This window comes from Bradyrhizobium sp. P5_C12, assembly GCF_054049735.1.
Map to the genome: position 1 here is coordinate 80,263 of NZ_JBFULU010000023.1, position 17,070 is coordinate 97,332.

Here is a 17,070-nt window from a genome sequence, read left to right on the forward strand (position 1 = left end):
GCCCCGGGCGCCGAAGCGTTTACTCCGCCACCTCCAACGCATGCACCGAGAACATCTTGGCCGCGTCCGTCCAGCTCTCGCGCACCCGCCAGCCGGCGCCCTGCGCCAGTGCGGCGAAGCGTTCGAGGCTGTATTTGTAGCTGTTCTCGGTGTGGATGCTCTCGCCGGGGCGGAACGAGAAGCTGGTGCCGAGCAGGCGAACGGTCTGGCTCTTCTTGCTGATCAGATGCATTTCGATGCGGTGCCGCTCGCGGTTATAGATCGCGCGATGGGTGAAGGCGGAGAGGTCGAAATTGCCGCCGAGCTCGCGGTTGATGCGCACCAGCACATTGAGGTTGAAGCGCGCGGTGACGCCGGCGGCGTCGTTATAGGCGTCGTGAAGAACCCGCTCTTCCTTTTCGAGGTCGGCACCGATGATCATCTGTGCGCCGCGGCCGAGGATCTCGCGTGCGCTGTTCAGGAAGGCTTGCGCCTCGTGCGGCTCGAAATTGCCGATGGTCGAGCCCGGGAAGAAGCCGACCTTGGGCATCGATGCCACGGCCTTGGGCAGCTCGAACGGCGTGGTGAAGTCGGCCGCCACCGGATGGATGCCGAGTGAAGGGAAGTCCCGCTTGAGGCCGTTCGCCTGCGCCTTCAGGAAGTCGCCGGAGATGTCGACGGGGACATAGGCCGCGAACTTGCAATGACTGAGCAGCAGGCGGACTTTTGTGGTCGCGCCCGCGCCGAATTCGACGAGTGCGGCGTGCTCCGGAATGATCTTGGCGATCTCGCCGCCGCGTTCCCTCAGGATCGATAGCTCGGTGCGGGTCGGATAATATTCCGGCAGGCGCGTGATCGCCTCGAACAATTCCGATCCGGTCGCGTCATAGAAATATTTCGGCGACAGTTTTTTCGGCTGTTGCGAGAGGTCCTCGATGGCCTCGCGGGCAAAGGCGGTGGTCTGCTCGTCGGGAAGATGGGCTTCGGCCAAAGCGCTGGCGTGCACATTCATGATACTCTCCTGAACGCGCTGTCCGGCGCGTATCTATCGTCGGATTAAAGACTAGACGTAATCGGCGAGCCGCAGTCCGGTGAACTGCCAGCGATGGTGCGGATAGAAGAAGTTGCGATAAGTAATACGGCTATGTCCTTCGGGAGTTGCAAGCGAGGAGCCACGCAGCACCAGCTGGTTGACCATGAACTTGCCGTTGTATTCGCCGAGTGCGCCTTCGATGGCGCGGTAACCCGGGTAGGGCGAGTAGGACGACCGTGTCCACTGCCAGACGATGCCGAAGGCATCGTTGAGCTGGCCCGCGCGGGCGGCGACCTCCCATTCCATCTCGGTCGGCAGATGCTTTCCCGCCCAGCGCGCGAACGCATCGGCCTCGTAATAGCTGACATGGCAGACGGGGGCGTCGGGATCGACCGGCTTGAGGCCGGCGAGCGTCATCACCTGCCAGGCGCCATCGACCTCGCGCCAATGACCCGGAGCCTGCCAGTCTTCCTTGCTGGCGGCGGCAAAGCCGTCCATCAGCCACAGCGTTGCTTTGGCGTAGCCACCGTCGCGCATGAAGGCGAGCCATTCGCCATTGGTGATGAGATTGCGTGCGATCCTGACCGGGCCGACGAGGGCGCGGTGGGCCGGCCTCTCGTTGTCGAAGTGGAAGCTGTCATCGACATGGCCGACGGTGTGGATGCCTTCGTTGAGGATCAGCCATTCATCGCCGGTGCGCGTCGCGGACGGAAAGCGCCAGTCCGGGTCGTAGGCCGGATAGACCGGGTTCTGCGCGAAGGCGTGCAGGATGTCGGTGAACATCAATTCCTGATGCTGCTGCTCGTGATTGAGCCCGACCTCGACCAGCGGCGCGATGGCACGGAGCTTGTCCTCGCCGGCCTCGCGGAAGAATTTGACGACCGCAGCATCGACATATCGACGATAGGCGCCGACCTCGCTCGCGCCGGGCCGGGTGATGTCGCCACGGTGATTCCGGGCATGACGGGGCCCTGCGCTGACGTAGTAGGAATTGAACAGGAACGCGAAATCGGGGTGGAAGGGCTGGTAGCCCGGGCAGTGCTCGCCGAGCAAAAATTGCTCCCAGAACCAGGTGGTGTGGGCGCGGTGCCATTTCGCCGGGCTCGCATCCGGCATGGACTGGATCTGCTGGTCCTCGGGCGAGAGCGGCGCGGCCCGGTGCTCGGTCTCGTTGCGGACGGCGAGAAACCCGTCCTCCAGCCGCTGGGCGAGATTGCCCGGGTCGGAGGACGGTGACGAAATTGGCGGGGCCGTGGCGGAGGCTGGTTTCGTCACGTTTTTCTCCAGACAGGACAAGAGAACGTTGTTGGCGTTGCCCGGTTCCAAAACCAAGGTTCGTCCTAGATAGGGGCTCCGTTACGGTATGAAAGTCCTCCCCGGCGATGATATTAGCGTCATCAGCCCATGCGCCCGCCGGGGGGGCGGACCGGCTTTCCGGGTCCTGTCGCCGCCATTTTACTTTGGATGCACAACGGTTTGGGCTACATATATGGCAAGGTATCGGGTTAAATCGGCTGAGCCGGCCCGAAGTGATCGTTGAGGGCTCCGCCCCGGAAGGACATGGATATGAGCATCGAGGAATTCATCGCCAACGAAGTGAAGTCGAACGACGTGGTTCTGTTCATGAAGGGCACGCCGCAATTTCCGCAGTGCGGTTTCTCCGGCCAGGTCGTCCAGATCCTCGACCATCTCGGTGTCGGCTATAAGGGCCTCAACGTTCTCGAATCCGCCGAGCTGCGCAACGGCATCAAGACCTTCTCCAACTGGCCGACCATCCCGCAGCTCTATGTGAAGGGCGAGTTCGTCGGCGGCTGCGACATCATCCGCGAGATGTTCCAGGCCGGCGAATTGCAGCAGCTCCTCTCCGAGAAGGGCGTCGCTGTCGCGGCCTGACGCGTGACCACGCTGACGCGCCGGATCGGCGGCGCGGAGCTTGAGGTCATCGTTGCTGACATCACGACACTCGGCGTTGACGCCATCGTCAACGCCGCAAATTCGTCGCTCCTTGGCGGAGGCGGTGTGGATGGCGCGATTCACGACGCTGCCGGTCCCGAGCTTCTCGCCGAGTGCCGGGCGCTTGGCGGATGCCCGACCGGCGATGCCAAGATCACCAGGGGCTATCTTCTGCCCGCCCGCCATGTGATCCACGCGGTCGGTCCCGTCTGGCATGGCGGCACAAGCGGCGAGGCGGAGGCGCTCAGTTCCTGTTATCGTCGTGCGCTCGAGCTCTCCCAGGCCAATGGACTGACCTCACTGGCCTTCTCTGCGATCTCGACCGGCGTATATCGCTTTCCGGCCGACCAGGCCGCGACGATTGCGGTTCACACGATCATTGAAGCCCTGCCGGCTGCGCCCTCCATTGCCCGCGTCATATTTTGTTGTTTTTCGCAGAGGAGCGCCGCTCTCCACACGGACGTTTTGGCGCGCTATGGCAGCCCTTGTGCCAGCTGACGCCGCAAGTACACTCCGGCCGCCATGTTCCGGGGAGGGGATATGATTTTACATTCTGGACTGCGTACGGTCGCCTGCGGCGTGCTGGTGTCGCTTGGCGCGATCTCGCTCGCGCGCGCGGAGGGGACCTACGAAATCCCCGCAGGCGCGCATTTCAACCAGGACAAGCTCGCCAAGGTCAGCGAGTTCTTCAAGAATGAGGTCGCGACGGGCAAGATCGCGGGCGCGACCGTGCTGATCAAGCAGCACGGCAAGCCGGTTTACCACGAAGCCTTCGGTGTTCAGGACGTGGTCAGCAAGGCGCCGATTACGGACAAGACCATCTTCCGCCTGTTCTCGATGAGCAAGGCGATCACTTCGGTCGTCGCGGTGCAGTTGATCGAAGACGGCAAGATCAAGCTCGACGATCCCGTCTCGAAATACATTCCGTCCTTCGCCAACGTGAAGGTCGGTGTCGAGAAGAAGGCCGACGACGGCACCAAGTCGCTCGAGCTCGTGCCGCCTKCGCGGCCGATGACGGTGCTCGATCTGATGCGCCACACGTCCGGCGTCACCTATGGCTTCTATGGCGACAGCCTGGTGCGCAAGGCCTATCGCGACGCCAATATCTATGCCGGCGATTTCGACCTCGCCGAGTTCGCCGAGCGCATCGCCAAACTGCCGCTGCACAACCAGCCGGGCGCGCTCTGGCAATACGGCCATTCCACCGACATACTGGCGCGCGTGATGGAGATCGCGGCTGGGAAGCCGTTGCTCGAGATCGAGCGGGAGAAGTTGCTCGATCCGCTCGGCATGGTCGACACCGGCTTCCTCGTCACGGACCCCGAGAAGCAGAAGCTTCTGGCCCAGCCGGTACCGAATGACGCCGACTTTCGCGTCGGCCGGATCAACGATCCAACGGTTGTCAAAAAAATTCAATTCGCCAGCGGTGGCATGGTTACGACCATGGCAGACTATGAGCGCTTTGCGCAGATGCTGCTCAATGGCGGCAGCCTCGACGGCAAGACCATTCTCAAGCCCGAGACGTTCAAGCTGATGGTGACCGATCAGGTCGGCCCGACCTCGGGGGTCAGCCGCGACTATTTCTATTTCCCCGGCGACGGCTTTGGCTTCGGCCTCGGCCTTGCCGTCCGCACCGATCCCGGCAACGCCAAGCCGCCGCCGCCCGGCGATCTCGGGGAATTGAAGTGGGACGGCGCCTCCGGCTGCTATTTCGTGATCGACCCCAAGCAGGACATGTTCTTCGTGCTGCTGGAACAGACACCCACCGAGCGCCAGCGGGTGCAGCGGACATTGAAGCAACTGGTCTATGAAGCCTTGGAGAATTGACATGCGCGGGCGCCGCGCGCTGCTCGCGGCGCTCGTCCTTCTGTTCGGTGCAATCGGTGCGAAAGCGGGCTCCGAGGGACGCGGCGCACGCACCCTCTCGCCCGAAGGCCTGGCAAAAGTCTCCGACTACATCCGGAACGAGGTCGCGACCGGCAAGTTTCCCGGCGCGATCCTGCTGCTCCAGCAGCACGGCAAGCCGGTCTATTACGAGAATTTCGGTGTCCGGGACGTCGCGACCGAGATGTCGATGAGCGCGGATACGATCTTCCGCCTCTATTCGATGTCGAAGCCGATCACCTCCGTGATGGCGATGATGCTGGTCGAGGAGGGCAAGCTCGCGCTCGACGATCCCGTCTCGAAATACATTCCGGCCTTTGCCGGCATGAAGATCGGCGTCGAGAAGAAGGCCGAGGACGGCAAGGTCGCGCTGGAGCTGGAGCCGCTTGAACGTCCGGTCACGATCAAGGATCTGCTGCGTCACACTTCCGGGCTGCCCTACGGCTATTACGGTGGCGGCATGGTGCACGCGCTCTATGCGGACGCCAATCTCTTCAACAGCAATCTGACCAACGCCGAATTCGCCGCCAAGATCGCCACGCTGCCGCTGGTGGAGCAGCCCGGCAGGGTGTGGGACTACGGCTATTCCACCGACGTGCTCGGCCGTGTCGTCGAGGTGATCTCCGGGAAGACGCTGCTCCAGTTTGAAAAGGAACGGCTGCTCGATCCGCTCGGCATGACCGAGACCGCGTTCTACGTCGCCGATCCCGCAAAATTTCCGCGCATTGCCGAGCCGATGCCGGAGGATCGCAACATCAATCCGACGACGCAGGTCCGCGATCCCAGGCGGCCGATAAAATGGGAATCGGGCGGCGGCGGCCTCGTCGGCACCATCGGCGATTACGCCCGCTTTGCGCAGATGCTGCTGAATGGCGGGACCTATGAAGGCCGGCGCTATCTCAAGCCCGAGACCATTGCACTGATGGCGTCGGATCACATCGGGCCGGAGACGAAGATCGCGCGCGACCAGAACTATTATCCCGGCGGGACGTCCGGCTTCGGCCTCGGCTTCGCCGTGCGCACCTCGGTGCCGCCGGCGACCTCCTGGCCGCTCGGTGAGTATCGCTGGGACGGTGTCGGCGGAACCTTCTTCTTCATCGATCCCGAAGACGATCTGTTCGGGATATTCATGGTGCAGACCCCGTCGCAGCGCGGCCGGATTCAGCTGGCGCTGAAGACGCTGATCTATCAGGCGATGGGGCGCTGACGTTTCGTAGCCCGGATGGAGCGCAGCGCAATCCGGGAATATCTTTCCGCGAGGTGAGAACCCCGGATTTCGCTGCGCTCCATCCGGGCTACGGGACTTACGCCCCGCGCACGATCTCGCGCACGTATCCGATCGTCTCCTCGATCTGGCTCGCATTGACGTCGAGATGCGTGCAGGCGCGGATACGGCCATCCATCATCGCGAGCGTCACGCCGCGCTGGCGCAGCGCCGCGACCATCTTGTCGCCGGGAATTCCCGCGCCATCGGGCCTGAAGAACACGAGGTTGGTTTCGGGCTCCTGCACCTCGACGCCTGCGATCTGCGACAGCCCGCGGGCGAGTGCGCGCGCATTGGCGTGGTCGTCGGCGAGGCGCTCGACGTGGTGATCGAGCGCGTAGATGCAGGCGGCCGCGCAGATTCCGGCCTGCCGCATCGAGCCGCCGAGGCGCTGCTTCCACTGCCACACCGCGTCGATGAAGGCACGCGAGCCCGCGAGCACGCCGCCGATCGGCGCGCCCAGGCCCTTCGAGAAGTCGATCCAGGCCGAATCCCACCCCGCAGTCATGTCGCGCGGAGAGATGCCGCTCGCCACCGTAGCGTTCAGCAGCCGCGCGCCGTCCATGTGAGTGACGAGGCCGTGTTGCTTCGCGATCGCGACGATCTCGTCGAGCGCCGCCTTCTTCCAGATCGTGCCGCCGCCGATATTGGCGGTCTGCTCGACGCTGACGACGGTCTGCGGCGGCTGGTAGCGGGTGCGCGGATGCAGCGCCTTGCGGAACGTCTCCGGCGTGAACTGGCCGTCGGGGCCCTTCAATTGCGTGACCTGGAAGCCGCCGATGGCGGCATGCGCGCCGCCTTCGCGCGCGATGATATGCGCGCTCTCATGGGCGAGGATCTCGTCGCCGGGACGGCAATGCACCAGCGTCGCGGTGACGTTGCACATGGTGCCGGACGGCATGTACACCGCGGCTTCCTTGCCGAGCAGCGCGGCGACGCGCTCGCACAGCGCGTTCACGGTCGGATCATCGCCGACCTGTTCGTCGCCGACCTCAGCCCGCGCCATCGCCTCGCGCATCGCAGGCGTCGGCTTGGTCTGTGTATCCGAGAGCAGATTGATGCGCACCGGCGGCGCCTTGGGATCGACGGGGGGAGGGGTGTAGAGCATGCGACGCCTCCTAGCGGCGGAACGGCCACTGACGTGGCTCTTAAGCAAAAAGGCCCCGGCGAACCGGGGCCTTTCGATAATCAGATCTTAGCGCGAATAGAATTCGACGACCAGATGGGGCTCCATCTGCACCGGGAACGGCACGTCGGAGAGGCCGGGGATGCGGATGTATTTCGCGGTCATCTTGCCGTGGTCGACTTCGAGATAGTCGGGCGTGTCGCGCTCAGGGAGCTGGCTGGCTTCGAGCACGTGGGCGAGCTGCTTCGAGGCTTCCTTGACCTCGATCACGTCGCCGACCTTGACCTGGTAGCTCGAGATGTTGACCTTGCGGCCGTTCACCTTGATGTGGCCGTGGTTGATGAACTGGCGCGCGGCGAAGATCGTGGAGACGAACTTGGCGCGGTAGACCACCGCGTCGAGACGGCGCTCCAGGAGGCCGATCAGGTTCTCGCCGGTGTCGCCCTTGAGGCGGCTCGCCTCGACATAGACGCCGTGGAACTGGCGCTCGGAAATGTTGGCGTAGTAGCCCTTGAGCTTCTGCTTGGCGCGGAGCTGCACGCCGAAGTCGGACAGCTTGCCCTTGCGGCGCTGGCCATGCTGACCGGGGCCGTATTCCCGGCGGTTGACGGGGCTCTTCGGGCGGCCCCAGATGTTCTGGCCCATACGGCGATCGATCTTGTACTTCGCCTCACTGCGCTTAGTCATCGCGTCCTCTGTAGGTTCATGGTTTGAGGAAACGCGCCCTCCTGTGTGACGGGCCAAAGCCCGGCACCGACAGGTCCGATCCCCAAAGCTGGAAGGGACAGGACCACGGGTCGCGAAACGCTTCGCGGGCCGAAATCGGCCCGCGAGCAGGCGGCTTTTAGGGGAGTTTGGGGCGTGCTGTCAATTCTTTACACCGGTCATTCCGGGACGATGCGCCAGCATCGAACTATGGTGCGCAGTTGCGCACCTGAGAATCTCGAGGTTCCGGGTGCGGCTCTGCGAGCCGCCCCGGAACGACGGTATCTACGTGCCCACCGCCCGGATCGGCTTCGGTCCGGCCGCTCGCAATTCGGCAGCGATTTCAGTGTTCAGCACCTGTTCCAGCCGGGTCAGGACCCGGGCGATGGGGGCGGCATCGGTCACCCGGTGGTCCCAGCGGATCACGACATGGATGGTCTGGTCCGGCTCGACGACCCCATAACTGACGATGAACGGGCCCGGCGTGATGGGATGGAGCTCACCGCCGCCATAGGCGGCCACCGAACTCACCGCGAAGCTGCCGAACCAGTTGCCGCGCTGCCGGCCGAAATTCAGCCCGACCGCCCAGCATAGCCGCCGTAACGGCAGTGGTAGGCGGGTGGCCCGCATGACCTTGCGGAACATGGGAACGTCTTCGACCGGAGCCGTCTTGGCACGACGGATTTCGGCGTCGACCGCGGTCAGCGGCATGGCTTCAGGAGCTGCGATTCGCTGCGGCATCACGCATTCCTCGCCGTCCTGGACCCGGGCGATCGCCACCGACGCCACGCTATTGGGCAGCTCGTAGAGCGAGGGCCATGGCCATTTGGCGTAGACGGTGCGCAGGACCGGCTCGTCCCTCGCGACCAGGGCAAAGGCTTTGACGAACATCGCGGCCCAGCCGGCCGGCGAGGCCGCTCCGGCGCGGGCCTCCAGCAGGGGGCGGATATGGAGCGGGCGGGAGAGCGAGACGAAGGGCACGCCCATCGAGGCGCGCATGAGGTCGACAATCAGGCGGCGCGGCAACGAAATGGTCTTGGGCGTCCCGCGCATGGGGTCTTTCGGTTCCTGCGGACTAAAATATGTGCAGCGAGCGGGTCGCCCGCTCACCGCGTGCTCTAGCACGAACCAACCCGCGTGGAGCCGGTCGGTTCGTCGCATCAAGGGGCTGGCGTCGCCAGTGGCTTGGTCTTGTCGTAGACGTAAATACCAATGATTTTCAATGATTTATCGCCGTGGGTCTTGGCGTCGTGGACGACGCCGGCCGGGATCAGATAGGAATCGCCGGCTTTCAGATGCTTGTCCGGCTGGCCGTCGATGAGGAGGTCAGCCTCGCCCTCCAGGACATAGCCGGTCTCGACGCCGGGATGGGTGTGACGGCCAGCGGCGCCGCCGGGCGGCACTTCGGCGATGGCGGTCAGGGTGGTGTAGCCGTCCGGGAAATCGATCTTCTGGAGCGGAGTGCGCTTGATGCCGGACTGCTGGGCAAAGGCAAGACTGGCAAGGCTGGCGAACGTGAGGGCGAGCAAAGTCTTTTTGAGCATGGTTGTTTCCTCCCTGGAACGGCCGACCCTAGCAGCGCCGCCGTTCCCGGCAAGRCCGGCCACAGCCACTCAGCGCCTGATCCCCTCGAACGCCGCCATGATGCCGCGCTGAAACAGTGACCAGTCGAAGCCGAGCGCGATCGCGCGGTAGCCGCGGTCGATCAGGGCGTTGGCCTGCTCGGCGGTGCGGGCCACGCCGCCGATTGGGACGCCGCTCCTGAGGATGCCGGCCTCGGCGCGCGCGATCAGCTCCAATAGCTCCGGATCGTCCATCTGCCCGCGCTTGTTGATGGAGGTGGCGAGGTCGCCGGGGCCGATCACCGCGACGTCGATGCCGGGCGTCGCCATGATCTCGTCGATGCGGTTGACGGCATCGACATGCTCGATGGTGATCATGCAGATCATCTCGTCATCGGCGCCCGCCATATAGTCCGGCATCGATTGTCCCCAGCGGAACGGGGCGTGGAACGGTCCCCACAGCCGGTCGCCGCGCGGCGGGTAGCGTACGCTGCGCACCGCCTTCTCGGCCTCTGCGCGATTGGTGATCATCGGAAAGTTGATGCCGAAGGCGCCGATGTCCATCGGCGCTTTCGCAAGCCACGGCTCGTTCGCCGCGATCCGCACCAGCGGCGTGCACGGCGTCCCCGTCGTGGCGGCGATCATCGCGTGCGCTTCGGTCAGCCCGATAGGCCCGTGCTCGAGATCGACGATGATCCAGTCGAGCGAGCGCGCCATGATCTGCACGGTCTGCACGCTCGGGATCGTCGCGATCGCGCCGAAGGCGGGGCGGCCCTCGCGCCACAACTGGCGGAGACGGTTGAGCGGCGTAGTCGGAACGGACATGGAATGACCTGCGGGCGATGACGACGGCGGAGCCTAGCAGCGCGCCGTGAACCCGAAAAGTCAGGCCGGCACGCGGCCGCCGAAGAACGGCGTCAGTGCTGCCGCAAGACTGTGCACGCGGTTCGACGTGAAAACCATCTCGGCGCCGGATTGCGCGATGCCGCCCGTGTGCGGTCCGAGCAGGTCCGAGACGCGGCGCGCGATCGCCGGCGCCGGATCGATCCAGGCGACCGGCCAGGGCGCCAGCCGCTTCAGCCGCTCGAGCAACAGCGGATAATGCGTGCAGGCGAGCACCACCGTGTCGGTGCGGGCGCCGGCGTTCGCGGGGTCGCCGACGAAGCAGGGGGAGAGCTCGGTGAGAATGTCGCGGTCGCTGATCGGGCTGCCGCCGAGCTCGCGTTCTGCGAGCGAGGCGAGCTCGGGCGAGCCAACCAGCGTTACCTCGCAACCCTGAGCAAAATCGCGGATCAGCGCCTTCGTGTATTCGCGCTTCACCGTGCCCTTGGTCCCGAGCACCGAGACGCGGCGGCTCTTCGACTGCGCACAGGCAGGCTTGATCGCCGGCACCGTGCCGACGAAGGGCAGGGAATAAGCGGCGCGTAAGTGCGATAGGACCAGGGTGGAAGCCGTGTTGCAGGCGATGACGACGAGGTCGGGATCATGCGTGCCGATCAGCTCGCCCATCAGCGGCACCACGCGGGCGATGATCTCGTCCTCGCTGTGGTGACCGTAGGGAAAGAAGGCGTCGTCGGCGACGTAGACATAGTGCGCGTCCGGGCACGCGGCCACGACCTCACGCAGCACCGTGAGCCCGCCAAGGCCGGAATCGAACACCAGGATCGTCGGAGAATAGGTCACGTGATCACCCTAGCCCATCATGGTTACCATTCGGTTTTTGGGGCGGTTTTACGGCCGAGCCCTCCAGGGAGCCGATTTGGAACGATTCCACTTCGTATCTTCTGCATTGTCCCGCTATCAGCAGCGATGCTGCGGTGCAGACGGCTCCGCAAAATTGCGGGGGCGCCGACATGATCAGAAACACACATGCCGGCTGGGGCAGCGTCGCCCGGTGGCTTCACTGGGGTTTGGCGCTGGCGATCATCGGCATGATCGGCTTCGGCTGGTGGGTGAACCACATTCCGGCGCGTCCCGACCGCTTCTTCTACCGCTCGATCCACGCCGATATCGGTTATGTGGTCCTGCTGCTCACCGTGCTGCGCCTGGTCTGGCGCGTCATCAATCCGACGCCGGCTATGCCGCCTGGGACCTCGCGCTGGCACAAGATCGCGGCCCATGTCAGCCATGGTGCGCTCTATCTCATCGTGATCGTTGTCGCCATGCTGGGCTGGGCGCATTCCGGCGCGCGCACGCCTGATTACTCGGACTTCTTCGGCCTGTTTCATGTGCCGCAATTCACCTCTCCCGACCGTGCGGCGGCGGGTGCCTATGAGGACTGCCACATCTTCTTTGCCTATGTCCTGCTCGCGCTGATCGCGGTTCACGTGATCGCGGCGCTCTGGCACCACTTCATCCGCCGCGACCGCGTCGTGGTGCGGATGGTGACGGACGAGGCGGGGTAGGGGGACATAGAACTTCTGTTCAATCCGTCATCCCCGCGCAACGGCTTCGCCGTTGCGCGGGGATGACGGTGATGGAATGCTATTGCTTCTACATCGCAATGACGGAGTAGGATGCGGCGTCACGACTGACCAAACTCACGATCGCAGGAGGCGCCATGCTCACCGTCCATCATCTCGGCAAATCGCAATCCGAGCGCATCGTCTGGCTCTGCGAGGAGCTCGAAATTCCCTACGAGCTGAAGCGTTATGCGCGCGATCCCGTCACCATGCTGGCGCCGGCGGACTACAAGGCGCTGCATCCGATCGGGTCGGCGCCGGTGATCACCGATGCCGATTTCGTGCTCGCAGAATCCGGTGCCATCGTCGACTACATCATTGCCAGATACGGCAACGGCCGCCTCGTGCTTCGCCCCGATGACCCCGACTTCGCACAGTTCCTGTACTGGTTTCACTTCGCCAACGGCACGCTGCAAGCCGGAATGGCCCGGCTGATGATCCTGAACCGGCTCAAGCTTGCCGACGACAATCCGATGCTGCTTGCGACCAAGGCGCGCGTCGACCGTGCCTTGGATCTGGTCGACGCGCGCGTTCGCGACGCCGAATATTTGGCCGGCAGCGCCTTCACCACGGCCGACATCATGATGGGCTTCTCGCTCACCACGATGCGCTACTTCCAGCCCTACGACCTGTCGCGCTGCCCGAGTGTGATCAAATATCTCGGCCGCATCGGTGCCCGGCCGGCCTATCGGCGTGCGATGGAGAAGGGCGATCCCGGCATGGCGCTGCTGTTGAGCTGAGCGGCGGCGCCGGATCCGTCGCGCCGATCAAGCAATCCTGTTCGTGGTTGCGGCTCGTTCAGCAGTCAGTTGGTCCTGCAAACGCTGGATGTTCTGCAGGAGACGCTGGCTGGTGAGGACCAGGAAGTAGTAGCCGAACTGCGGATCCTGGAAATAGATCTCGAGCAGCCGGTCATAAGTGATCGTCAAGACCTGACCGTCTTCGATGCATTCGACAGTTCCGGTGCGCCGGTTGTCGGGCGTAAGGAAGCCGAGCTCTCCCATGAGAGTTCCAGGCAGGATCTCGATGTTGATTTCCTTGACGAGGAACTTGCCGGTGACCGTGAGGAACATTTCGTTCGCCGGATCGCGCAGCTTGAAGAGCGTGTCGCCGCGGCGATATTTGCGCTCGGTCATGAACGGCTTGAGCCACTCGATCGACATGTCGCCTTCGGCTGCGTGGCGCGCCTTCTTGACGAGCTTGAGCATTTGCCGCAGGCGCAAGGCGTTGATCGGGAGCAACAGAAGATACAGCAGGAACGTCGAGACATTTGCGGAGAGCGCGCCGAAGACGGCGAAGAATGCGCAGCCGACCATGTTGGCGACGCGCAGGGGCACCATCGTCCGCATCAAGAGGGTGGCGACGAAGAAGCCGGCGCCGACCGCGGCGAACAGATTGGCCAGCGTGATGTTGTGGACGAAGATCTCCAGCATCCTATTGAAGATCGCGTCGTAGGTGACATTGTTGGGATCGAGGCCCATCTGGACCAGGATCTTAGCGATCCTGAGGTTGTCCGTCGCCGCATCGAGAATGCGATCGAGGATCGAGGAAATGTCTGCGCTGCCGGACGGCATGGTATTGTCCCCGCGTAAGGCCTTCAGTGCTGGTCGGTACCCGTATAGCCGAAATCGAATGACGACCGCTTGAATGGAGCCTTCGGCCGTCGTGCCGCAAGAGGCAAATTTTAGCCTGATCGTGCGTTTCGGCAATTGCCCGTTTGGATGTGCGCATGGCTGCAGCCCGCCCGTGATTCGGGTCCCGGTGCGGGCTTCGGCGTGGCGGATGGACCTGGGCGCCCGGGGGAGGCGGAGGCGTGGGGCGATCTTCGCCTACGGCTTGGCGGCGGGCTGCACGACCTGCTGCTCGACGAGGCCGAGGTGTCCCGGCAGCGCCCCGGCGCGCAGCATCATGGCGACGCTGTTGGCCTCCTCCAGGGTGAAATTGCCGGAGATCTGGACCGAGCCGCCGGTGATGGGCTCGCGGATCACGGGGGCTGAGATCACCTTGTCGTCGAGCACGATGGCGAAGGGTTTTCCGATGTTCTCTTCGGTGATGTGGGCGAAGCGCCGCGTGCCGCGGCCATTGAAGCGGAACGAGGCGATCGGGTCCTTCGTGCCGCTCGCAAAGCCCGGGCCCGCATAGCTGATGTCGTCGCCGTCGAGCGCGCTGTCCTTGGCGACCAGATAAGGGCGCCCGTCCTTGAAGCCGAGCAGGACTTCCGTGCCGGCGGGCGGCGTACCCGATTGAGCCTGTACCGCCGGCATCGAGAGGTCGACCAGGCGGAAGCTGACTTTGACCTTCGTGGCGAAGATCCTGGTCACCTGCTCGGGCTCCATCATGCCGGGCAGGAAGATGCGGATGCGGTCCGTGCCGTCAGGCTGGACGCTGGCGAGCTTGATTCCGGCATCCTTGAGGCGCTGCTCGATCATGGCGATGGCGTCTTCGACGAGATCGCGCAGCCGCGCGGCGGATGCTGCATCGGTCGGCACGAGCCTGACCAGTCCGTCGCCGCCGTCGGTCATGGCGAGCGCATGCGACGTCAATCCCTCCGCGGCTGAGGCGAGCTTGCGCTTCAGCTCTTCGCGGCCCTTGGCGTCCACGATCTTCAATTCGACGCCGCCGTCGCGGATCGCAAGACCGGAAAAGGCGATCTTGCCCTCGCGTAAGGTCTTGTAGACGTCGTCGCGCAAATCCATGACGACGCTCTCGCGCAAGCCGTCGCTGTCCACCTTGTAGATGATGCGCGAGCCGCCCAGCTTCTCCATCTTGTCGCCGATGAAGGCCGCGATCTTGGCGCGCATCTTGTCGAGCTGGCTGTCCTCGGCGAGCGCCGCACGGGGCAGGGCGATCGCCGCTGCGATGGCGAGCGCAGTGGTGAGCCGTCCGATGCGATCCCGCAGGGGCATAGTCATGATGACCTCAAGTCTTGCGGCAGGACGCTGGCAGGTGAATCCGATGCCTGTTCTTGGTCCCCCGATCGGCCACAGAGGTTCAAATCCCGTCCGATCCGAACCCCGTTGTTGCAGCCGCTAGGCAATAGACGAACGGCAAATCATCCATCATTGTGTTCCCGGTTGGCCGGCAATCGGTCGGCGCCTCGCCGAACCAAAATGTCAAAAGACAGGGGGCGGGGCAATGAACAGAGGGAGGACGGAATTCCATGGCGGGCATCCACGCGCTCGATCGGCTGATCGGCAATGACTATCCGGACCTGGCGACCGACGCGGCGGTCCGGGCCTTCGAGCAGGTCCCTTACGCCGACCGCGTCGCGGCCGAGAGCACCCTTGACGCCATCAGGCTCGGTGCGGCGCGCAATCCCGACGGGGCAGCGATCCAGTTCCTGCAAAACGCCGATCCGGCCGACACGCCCCTCGTCGTGACGTACCGCGACTTCATCGCGCGCGTCACGCAGGCCGCAAATATGTTTCACGCGCTTGGGGCGGAGAAGGACGACGTCATCAGCTTCATGCTGCCGCTGGTGCCGGACGCGTTCGTGACGCTGTTCGGCGCGGAGGCCGCTGGCATCGCCAATCCCGTCAATCCGTTGCTGGAGCCGCACCAGATCGCGGAGATCCTGGAAGCTGCGAACACGAAGATCCTGGTGGCGCTCGGGCCGATGCCGGGCACCGACATCTGGCAGAAGGTCGAGCAGATCCGCCCGCGGCTCAAGCACCTCAAGGCGATCGTGCAGGTGTTTGGTGGTGGCGATCCCGCGAAGGGAATCTTTGCCTTCAACGACCTGATCAAGCAGCAACCGTCCGACCGGCTGGTCAGCGGCCGTAAGATTCTCGGCAGCGACATCGCCGCCTATTTCCACACCGGCGGCACCACCGGCACGCCAAAACTGGTGCGGCACAGCCATGCCAACCAGGTCTATCAGGCCTGGGGGCTCAATTTGCTGCTGAAGTCCGGGCCCGGCGGCAACATGCTGTTCGGCATGCCGTTGTTTCACGTCGGGGGATCGCTGACGCAGGTGCTGACGACGCTGTCGGGCGGCGGCTCGCTCGTCGTGCTGTCGCCCAGCGGATGGCGCAATCCAAATGCGGTGAAGAATATCTGGCAGCTGGTCGAGCGCTTCAGGCCGGAGGCGCTGTCGAGCGTGCCGACGGTGCTTGCCGCAACGCTCGGGGTGCCGCCGGGCAACGCTGACATCTCGAGCCTCAGATATGCCGCGGGCGGCGGCTCGGCGATTCCCGTGGCGGTCGGCTCGGCGATCCAGGAGAGGCTGAAGCTGCCGGTAGTCGAGGTCTACGGCATGACCGAGACCTCGAGCGTGCACACCATGGCCTACCCGGACCGGCCGATCCGGCTCGGCTCGGTCGGTCTGCCGATGCCTTACGCGCGCGTGCGCATCGTGCAGCTCGATGCCGACGGCCGCCTGATCCGCGACTGCGCGCCTGACGAGATCGGCGTGGTGATCATGGCGGGTCCCGGCGTGTTCGGCGGCTATCTCAACGACACCCACAACAATGGTGCCTTCGTCGACGAGGTCTGGGTCAATTCCGGCGATCTCGGTCGGCTCGATGCCGACGGTTATCTCTGGATCACCGGCCGCGCCAAGGACCTTGTGATCCGCGGCGGCCACAACATCGATCCGGCGCCGATCGAGGAGATCATGTTCCAGCACCCGGCCGTCGGCTTCGCCGCCGTGGTCGGCCAGCCCGACGCCTATGCCGGCGAGCTCCCCGTGGGTTACGTGCAGCTCAAGCCGGGCGCGACGGTTGAGCCGGGCGAACTGGAGGCGTGGGTGCGCGAACGCACGCCGGAACGCGCCGCCAATCCCGTGCAGATCATCCCGATCGACCCGATGCCGGTCACCGGCGTCGGAAAAGTGTTCAAGCCGCAGCTGCGCTGGGACGCGGCGCAGCGCGTCTTCACCAAGGTGCTCGCGCCGCTCGCCGAGCGCGGCATCGATTGCAAGGTCAAGGTCGGCGCCCATGGCAGCCACGGCTCGATCGCAACGGTGACGGTTGTGGGCACGCCGGAAGTCGAGCGGGGGGCGGTTGCCGGCGAGGTGCACAAGCTGCTCGCCCCGTTCGTGATGCGGCATGAGGTGGTCTTCGGCTAACTGGAGCAAGCCCAATGGGGTCGCGCACGGCGCG

At 64.5% G+C, this 17,070-nt stretch carries 17 protein-coding genes; 7 read left to right on the forward strand and 10 right to left on the reverse strand.

Translation table 11 applies throughout. The annotated features are described in order from the left end of the window. Positions 1 to 19 precede the first annotated feature (19 nt). Both egtD and egtB read right to left on the reverse strand, forming a co-directional pair. Positions 20 to 991: an L-histidine N(alpha)-methyltransferase gene (egtD, locus tag ACXJMY_RS21270; RefSeq protein WP_456621302.1), complete on the reverse strand. Its 972-nt coding sequence runs from the start codon at positions 989 to 991 to the stop codon at positions 20 to 22. Between the two features lie 51 nt (positions 992 to 1,042). Beyond that, a complete protein-coding gene (gene egtB, locus ACXJMY_RS21275) occupies positions 1,043 to 2,338 on the reverse strand; it encodes an ergothioneine biosynthesis protein EgtB (protein ID WP_456621343.1) in 1,296 nt (431 codons plus the stop codon). A 240-nt stretch (positions 2,339 to 2,578) separates the two neighbouring features. On the opposite strand from egtB, the gene grxD reads away from it, so the two are divergent. From grxD to ACXJMY_RS21295, 4 genes are read left to right on the forward strand one after another with little or no spacing between them, the layout of a single operon-like run. Then, complete coding sequence (gene grxD, locus ACXJMY_RS21280; protein WP_354225476.1) at positions 2,579 to 2,905, forward strand: Grx4 family monothiol glutaredoxin; 327 nt, start codon at positions 2,579 to 2,581, stop codon at positions 2,903 to 2,905. Between the two features lie 3 nt (positions 2,906 to 2,908). Further along, the gene (locus tag ACXJMY_RS21285) at positions 2,909 to 3,463 is read left to right on the forward strand and encodes an O-acetyl-ADP-ribose deacetylase (protein ID WP_456621303.1); all 555 of its coding nucleotides are present in this window, start codon (positions 2,909 to 2,911) and stop codon (positions 3,461 to 3,463) included. A 42-nt stretch (positions 3,464 to 3,505) separates the two neighbouring features. After that, positions 3,506 to 4,792, forward strand: coding sequence for a serine hydrolase domain-containing protein (locus ACXJMY_RS21290; protein WP_456621304.1), 1,287 nt, complete (start codon positions 3,506 to 3,508; stop codon positions 4,790 to 4,792). 1 nt (position 4,793) lies between these two features. Further along, positions 4,794 to 6,056: a serine hydrolase domain-containing protein gene (locus ACXJMY_RS21295; RefSeq protein WP_456621305.1), complete on the forward strand. Its 1,263-nt coding sequence runs from the start codon at positions 4,794 to 4,796 to the stop codon at positions 6,054 to 6,056. 97 nt (positions 6,057 to 6,153) lie between these two features. Here the strand turns inward: ACXJMY_RS21295 and ACXJMY_RS21300 are convergent, their stop codons facing one another. From ACXJMY_RS21300 to murI, 6 genes are all read right to left on the reverse strand, one after another. Then, on the reverse strand, positions 6,154 to 7,221 hold the full coding sequence (locus tag ACXJMY_RS21300) for a threonine aldolase family protein (protein WP_456621306.1): 1,068 nt from the start codon (positions 7,219 to 7,221) through the stop codon (positions 6,154 to 6,156). Between the two features lie 87 nt (positions 7,222 to 7,308). After that, positions 7,309 to 7,926, reverse strand: a complete 618-nt coding sequence (gene rpsD, locus ACXJMY_RS21305) for a 30S ribosomal protein S4 (protein ID WP_456621307.1) — start codon at positions 7,924 to 7,926, stop codon at positions 7,309 to 7,311. Positions 7,927 to 8,229: 303 nt separating this feature from the next. Beyond that, a complete protein-coding gene (locus ACXJMY_RS21310; protein ID WP_456621308.1) occupies positions 8,230 to 8,997 on the reverse strand; it encodes an acyltransferase in 768 nt (255 codons plus the stop codon). Between the two features lie 107 nt (positions 8,998 to 9,104). Next, positions 9,105 to 9,488 carry a cupin domain-containing protein gene (locus ACXJMY_RS21315; RefSeq protein ID WP_456621309.1) on the reverse strand — a complete coding sequence of 128 codons (384 nt, stop codon included), beginning with the start codon at positions 9,486 to 9,488 and terminating at the stop codon, positions 9,105 to 9,107. A gap of 69 nt (positions 9,489 to 9,557) precedes the next feature. Then, positions 9,558 to 10,331: an HpcH/HpaI aldolase family protein gene (locus ACXJMY_RS21320; protein ID WP_456621310.1), complete on the reverse strand. Its 774-nt coding sequence runs from the start codon at positions 10,329 to 10,331 to the stop codon at positions 9,558 to 9,560. A gap of 60 nt (positions 10,332 to 10,391) precedes the next feature. Beyond that, complete coding sequence (murI, locus tag ACXJMY_RS21325; RefSeq protein ID WP_456621311.1) at positions 10,392 to 11,189, reverse strand: glutamate racemase; 798 nt, start codon at positions 11,187 to 11,189, stop codon at positions 10,392 to 10,394. A gap of 170 nt (positions 11,190 to 11,359) precedes the next feature. Between murI and ACXJMY_RS21330 the strand changes: the two genes are divergently transcribed. Both ACXJMY_RS21330 and ACXJMY_RS21335 read left to right on the forward strand, forming a co-directional pair. Next, positions 11,360 to 11,911 (forward strand): cytochrome b, encoded by a 552-nt coding sequence (locus ACXJMY_RS21330; protein ID WP_456621312.1) that lies wholly within the window; start codon positions 11,360 to 11,362, stop codon positions 11,909 to 11,911. A gap of 155 nt (positions 11,912 to 12,066) precedes the next feature. Further along, a complete protein-coding gene (locus tag ACXJMY_RS21335) occupies positions 12,067 to 12,708 on the forward strand; it encodes a glutathione S-transferase family protein (RefSeq protein ID WP_456621313.1) in 642 nt (213 codons plus the stop codon). Positions 12,709 to 12,735: 27 nt separating this feature from the next. On the opposite strand, the gene ACXJMY_RS21340 is transcribed toward ACXJMY_RS21335, so the two are convergent. Further along, on the reverse strand, positions 12,736 to 13,542 hold the full coding sequence (locus ACXJMY_RS21340) for a Crp/Fnr family transcriptional regulator (RefSeq protein ID WP_456621314.1): 807 nt from the start codon (positions 13,540 to 13,542) through the stop codon (positions 12,736 to 12,738). A gap of 255 nt (positions 13,543 to 13,797) precedes the next feature. Further along, a complete protein-coding gene (locus ACXJMY_RS21345) occupies positions 13,798 to 14,880 on the reverse strand; it encodes a SecDF P1 head subdomain-containing protein (RefSeq protein WP_456621315.1) in 1,083 nt (360 codons plus the stop codon). A 248-nt stretch (positions 14,881 to 15,128) separates the two neighbouring features. On the opposite strand from ACXJMY_RS21345, the gene ACXJMY_RS21350 reads away from it, so the two are divergent. Continuing rightward, positions 15,129 to 17,036, forward strand: coding sequence for an acyl-CoA synthetase (locus tag ACXJMY_RS21350; RefSeq protein ID WP_456621316.1), 1,908 nt, complete (start codon positions 15,129 to 15,131; stop codon positions 17,034 to 17,036). The last annotated feature ends 34 nt before the right edge of the window (positions 17,037 to 17,070 follow it).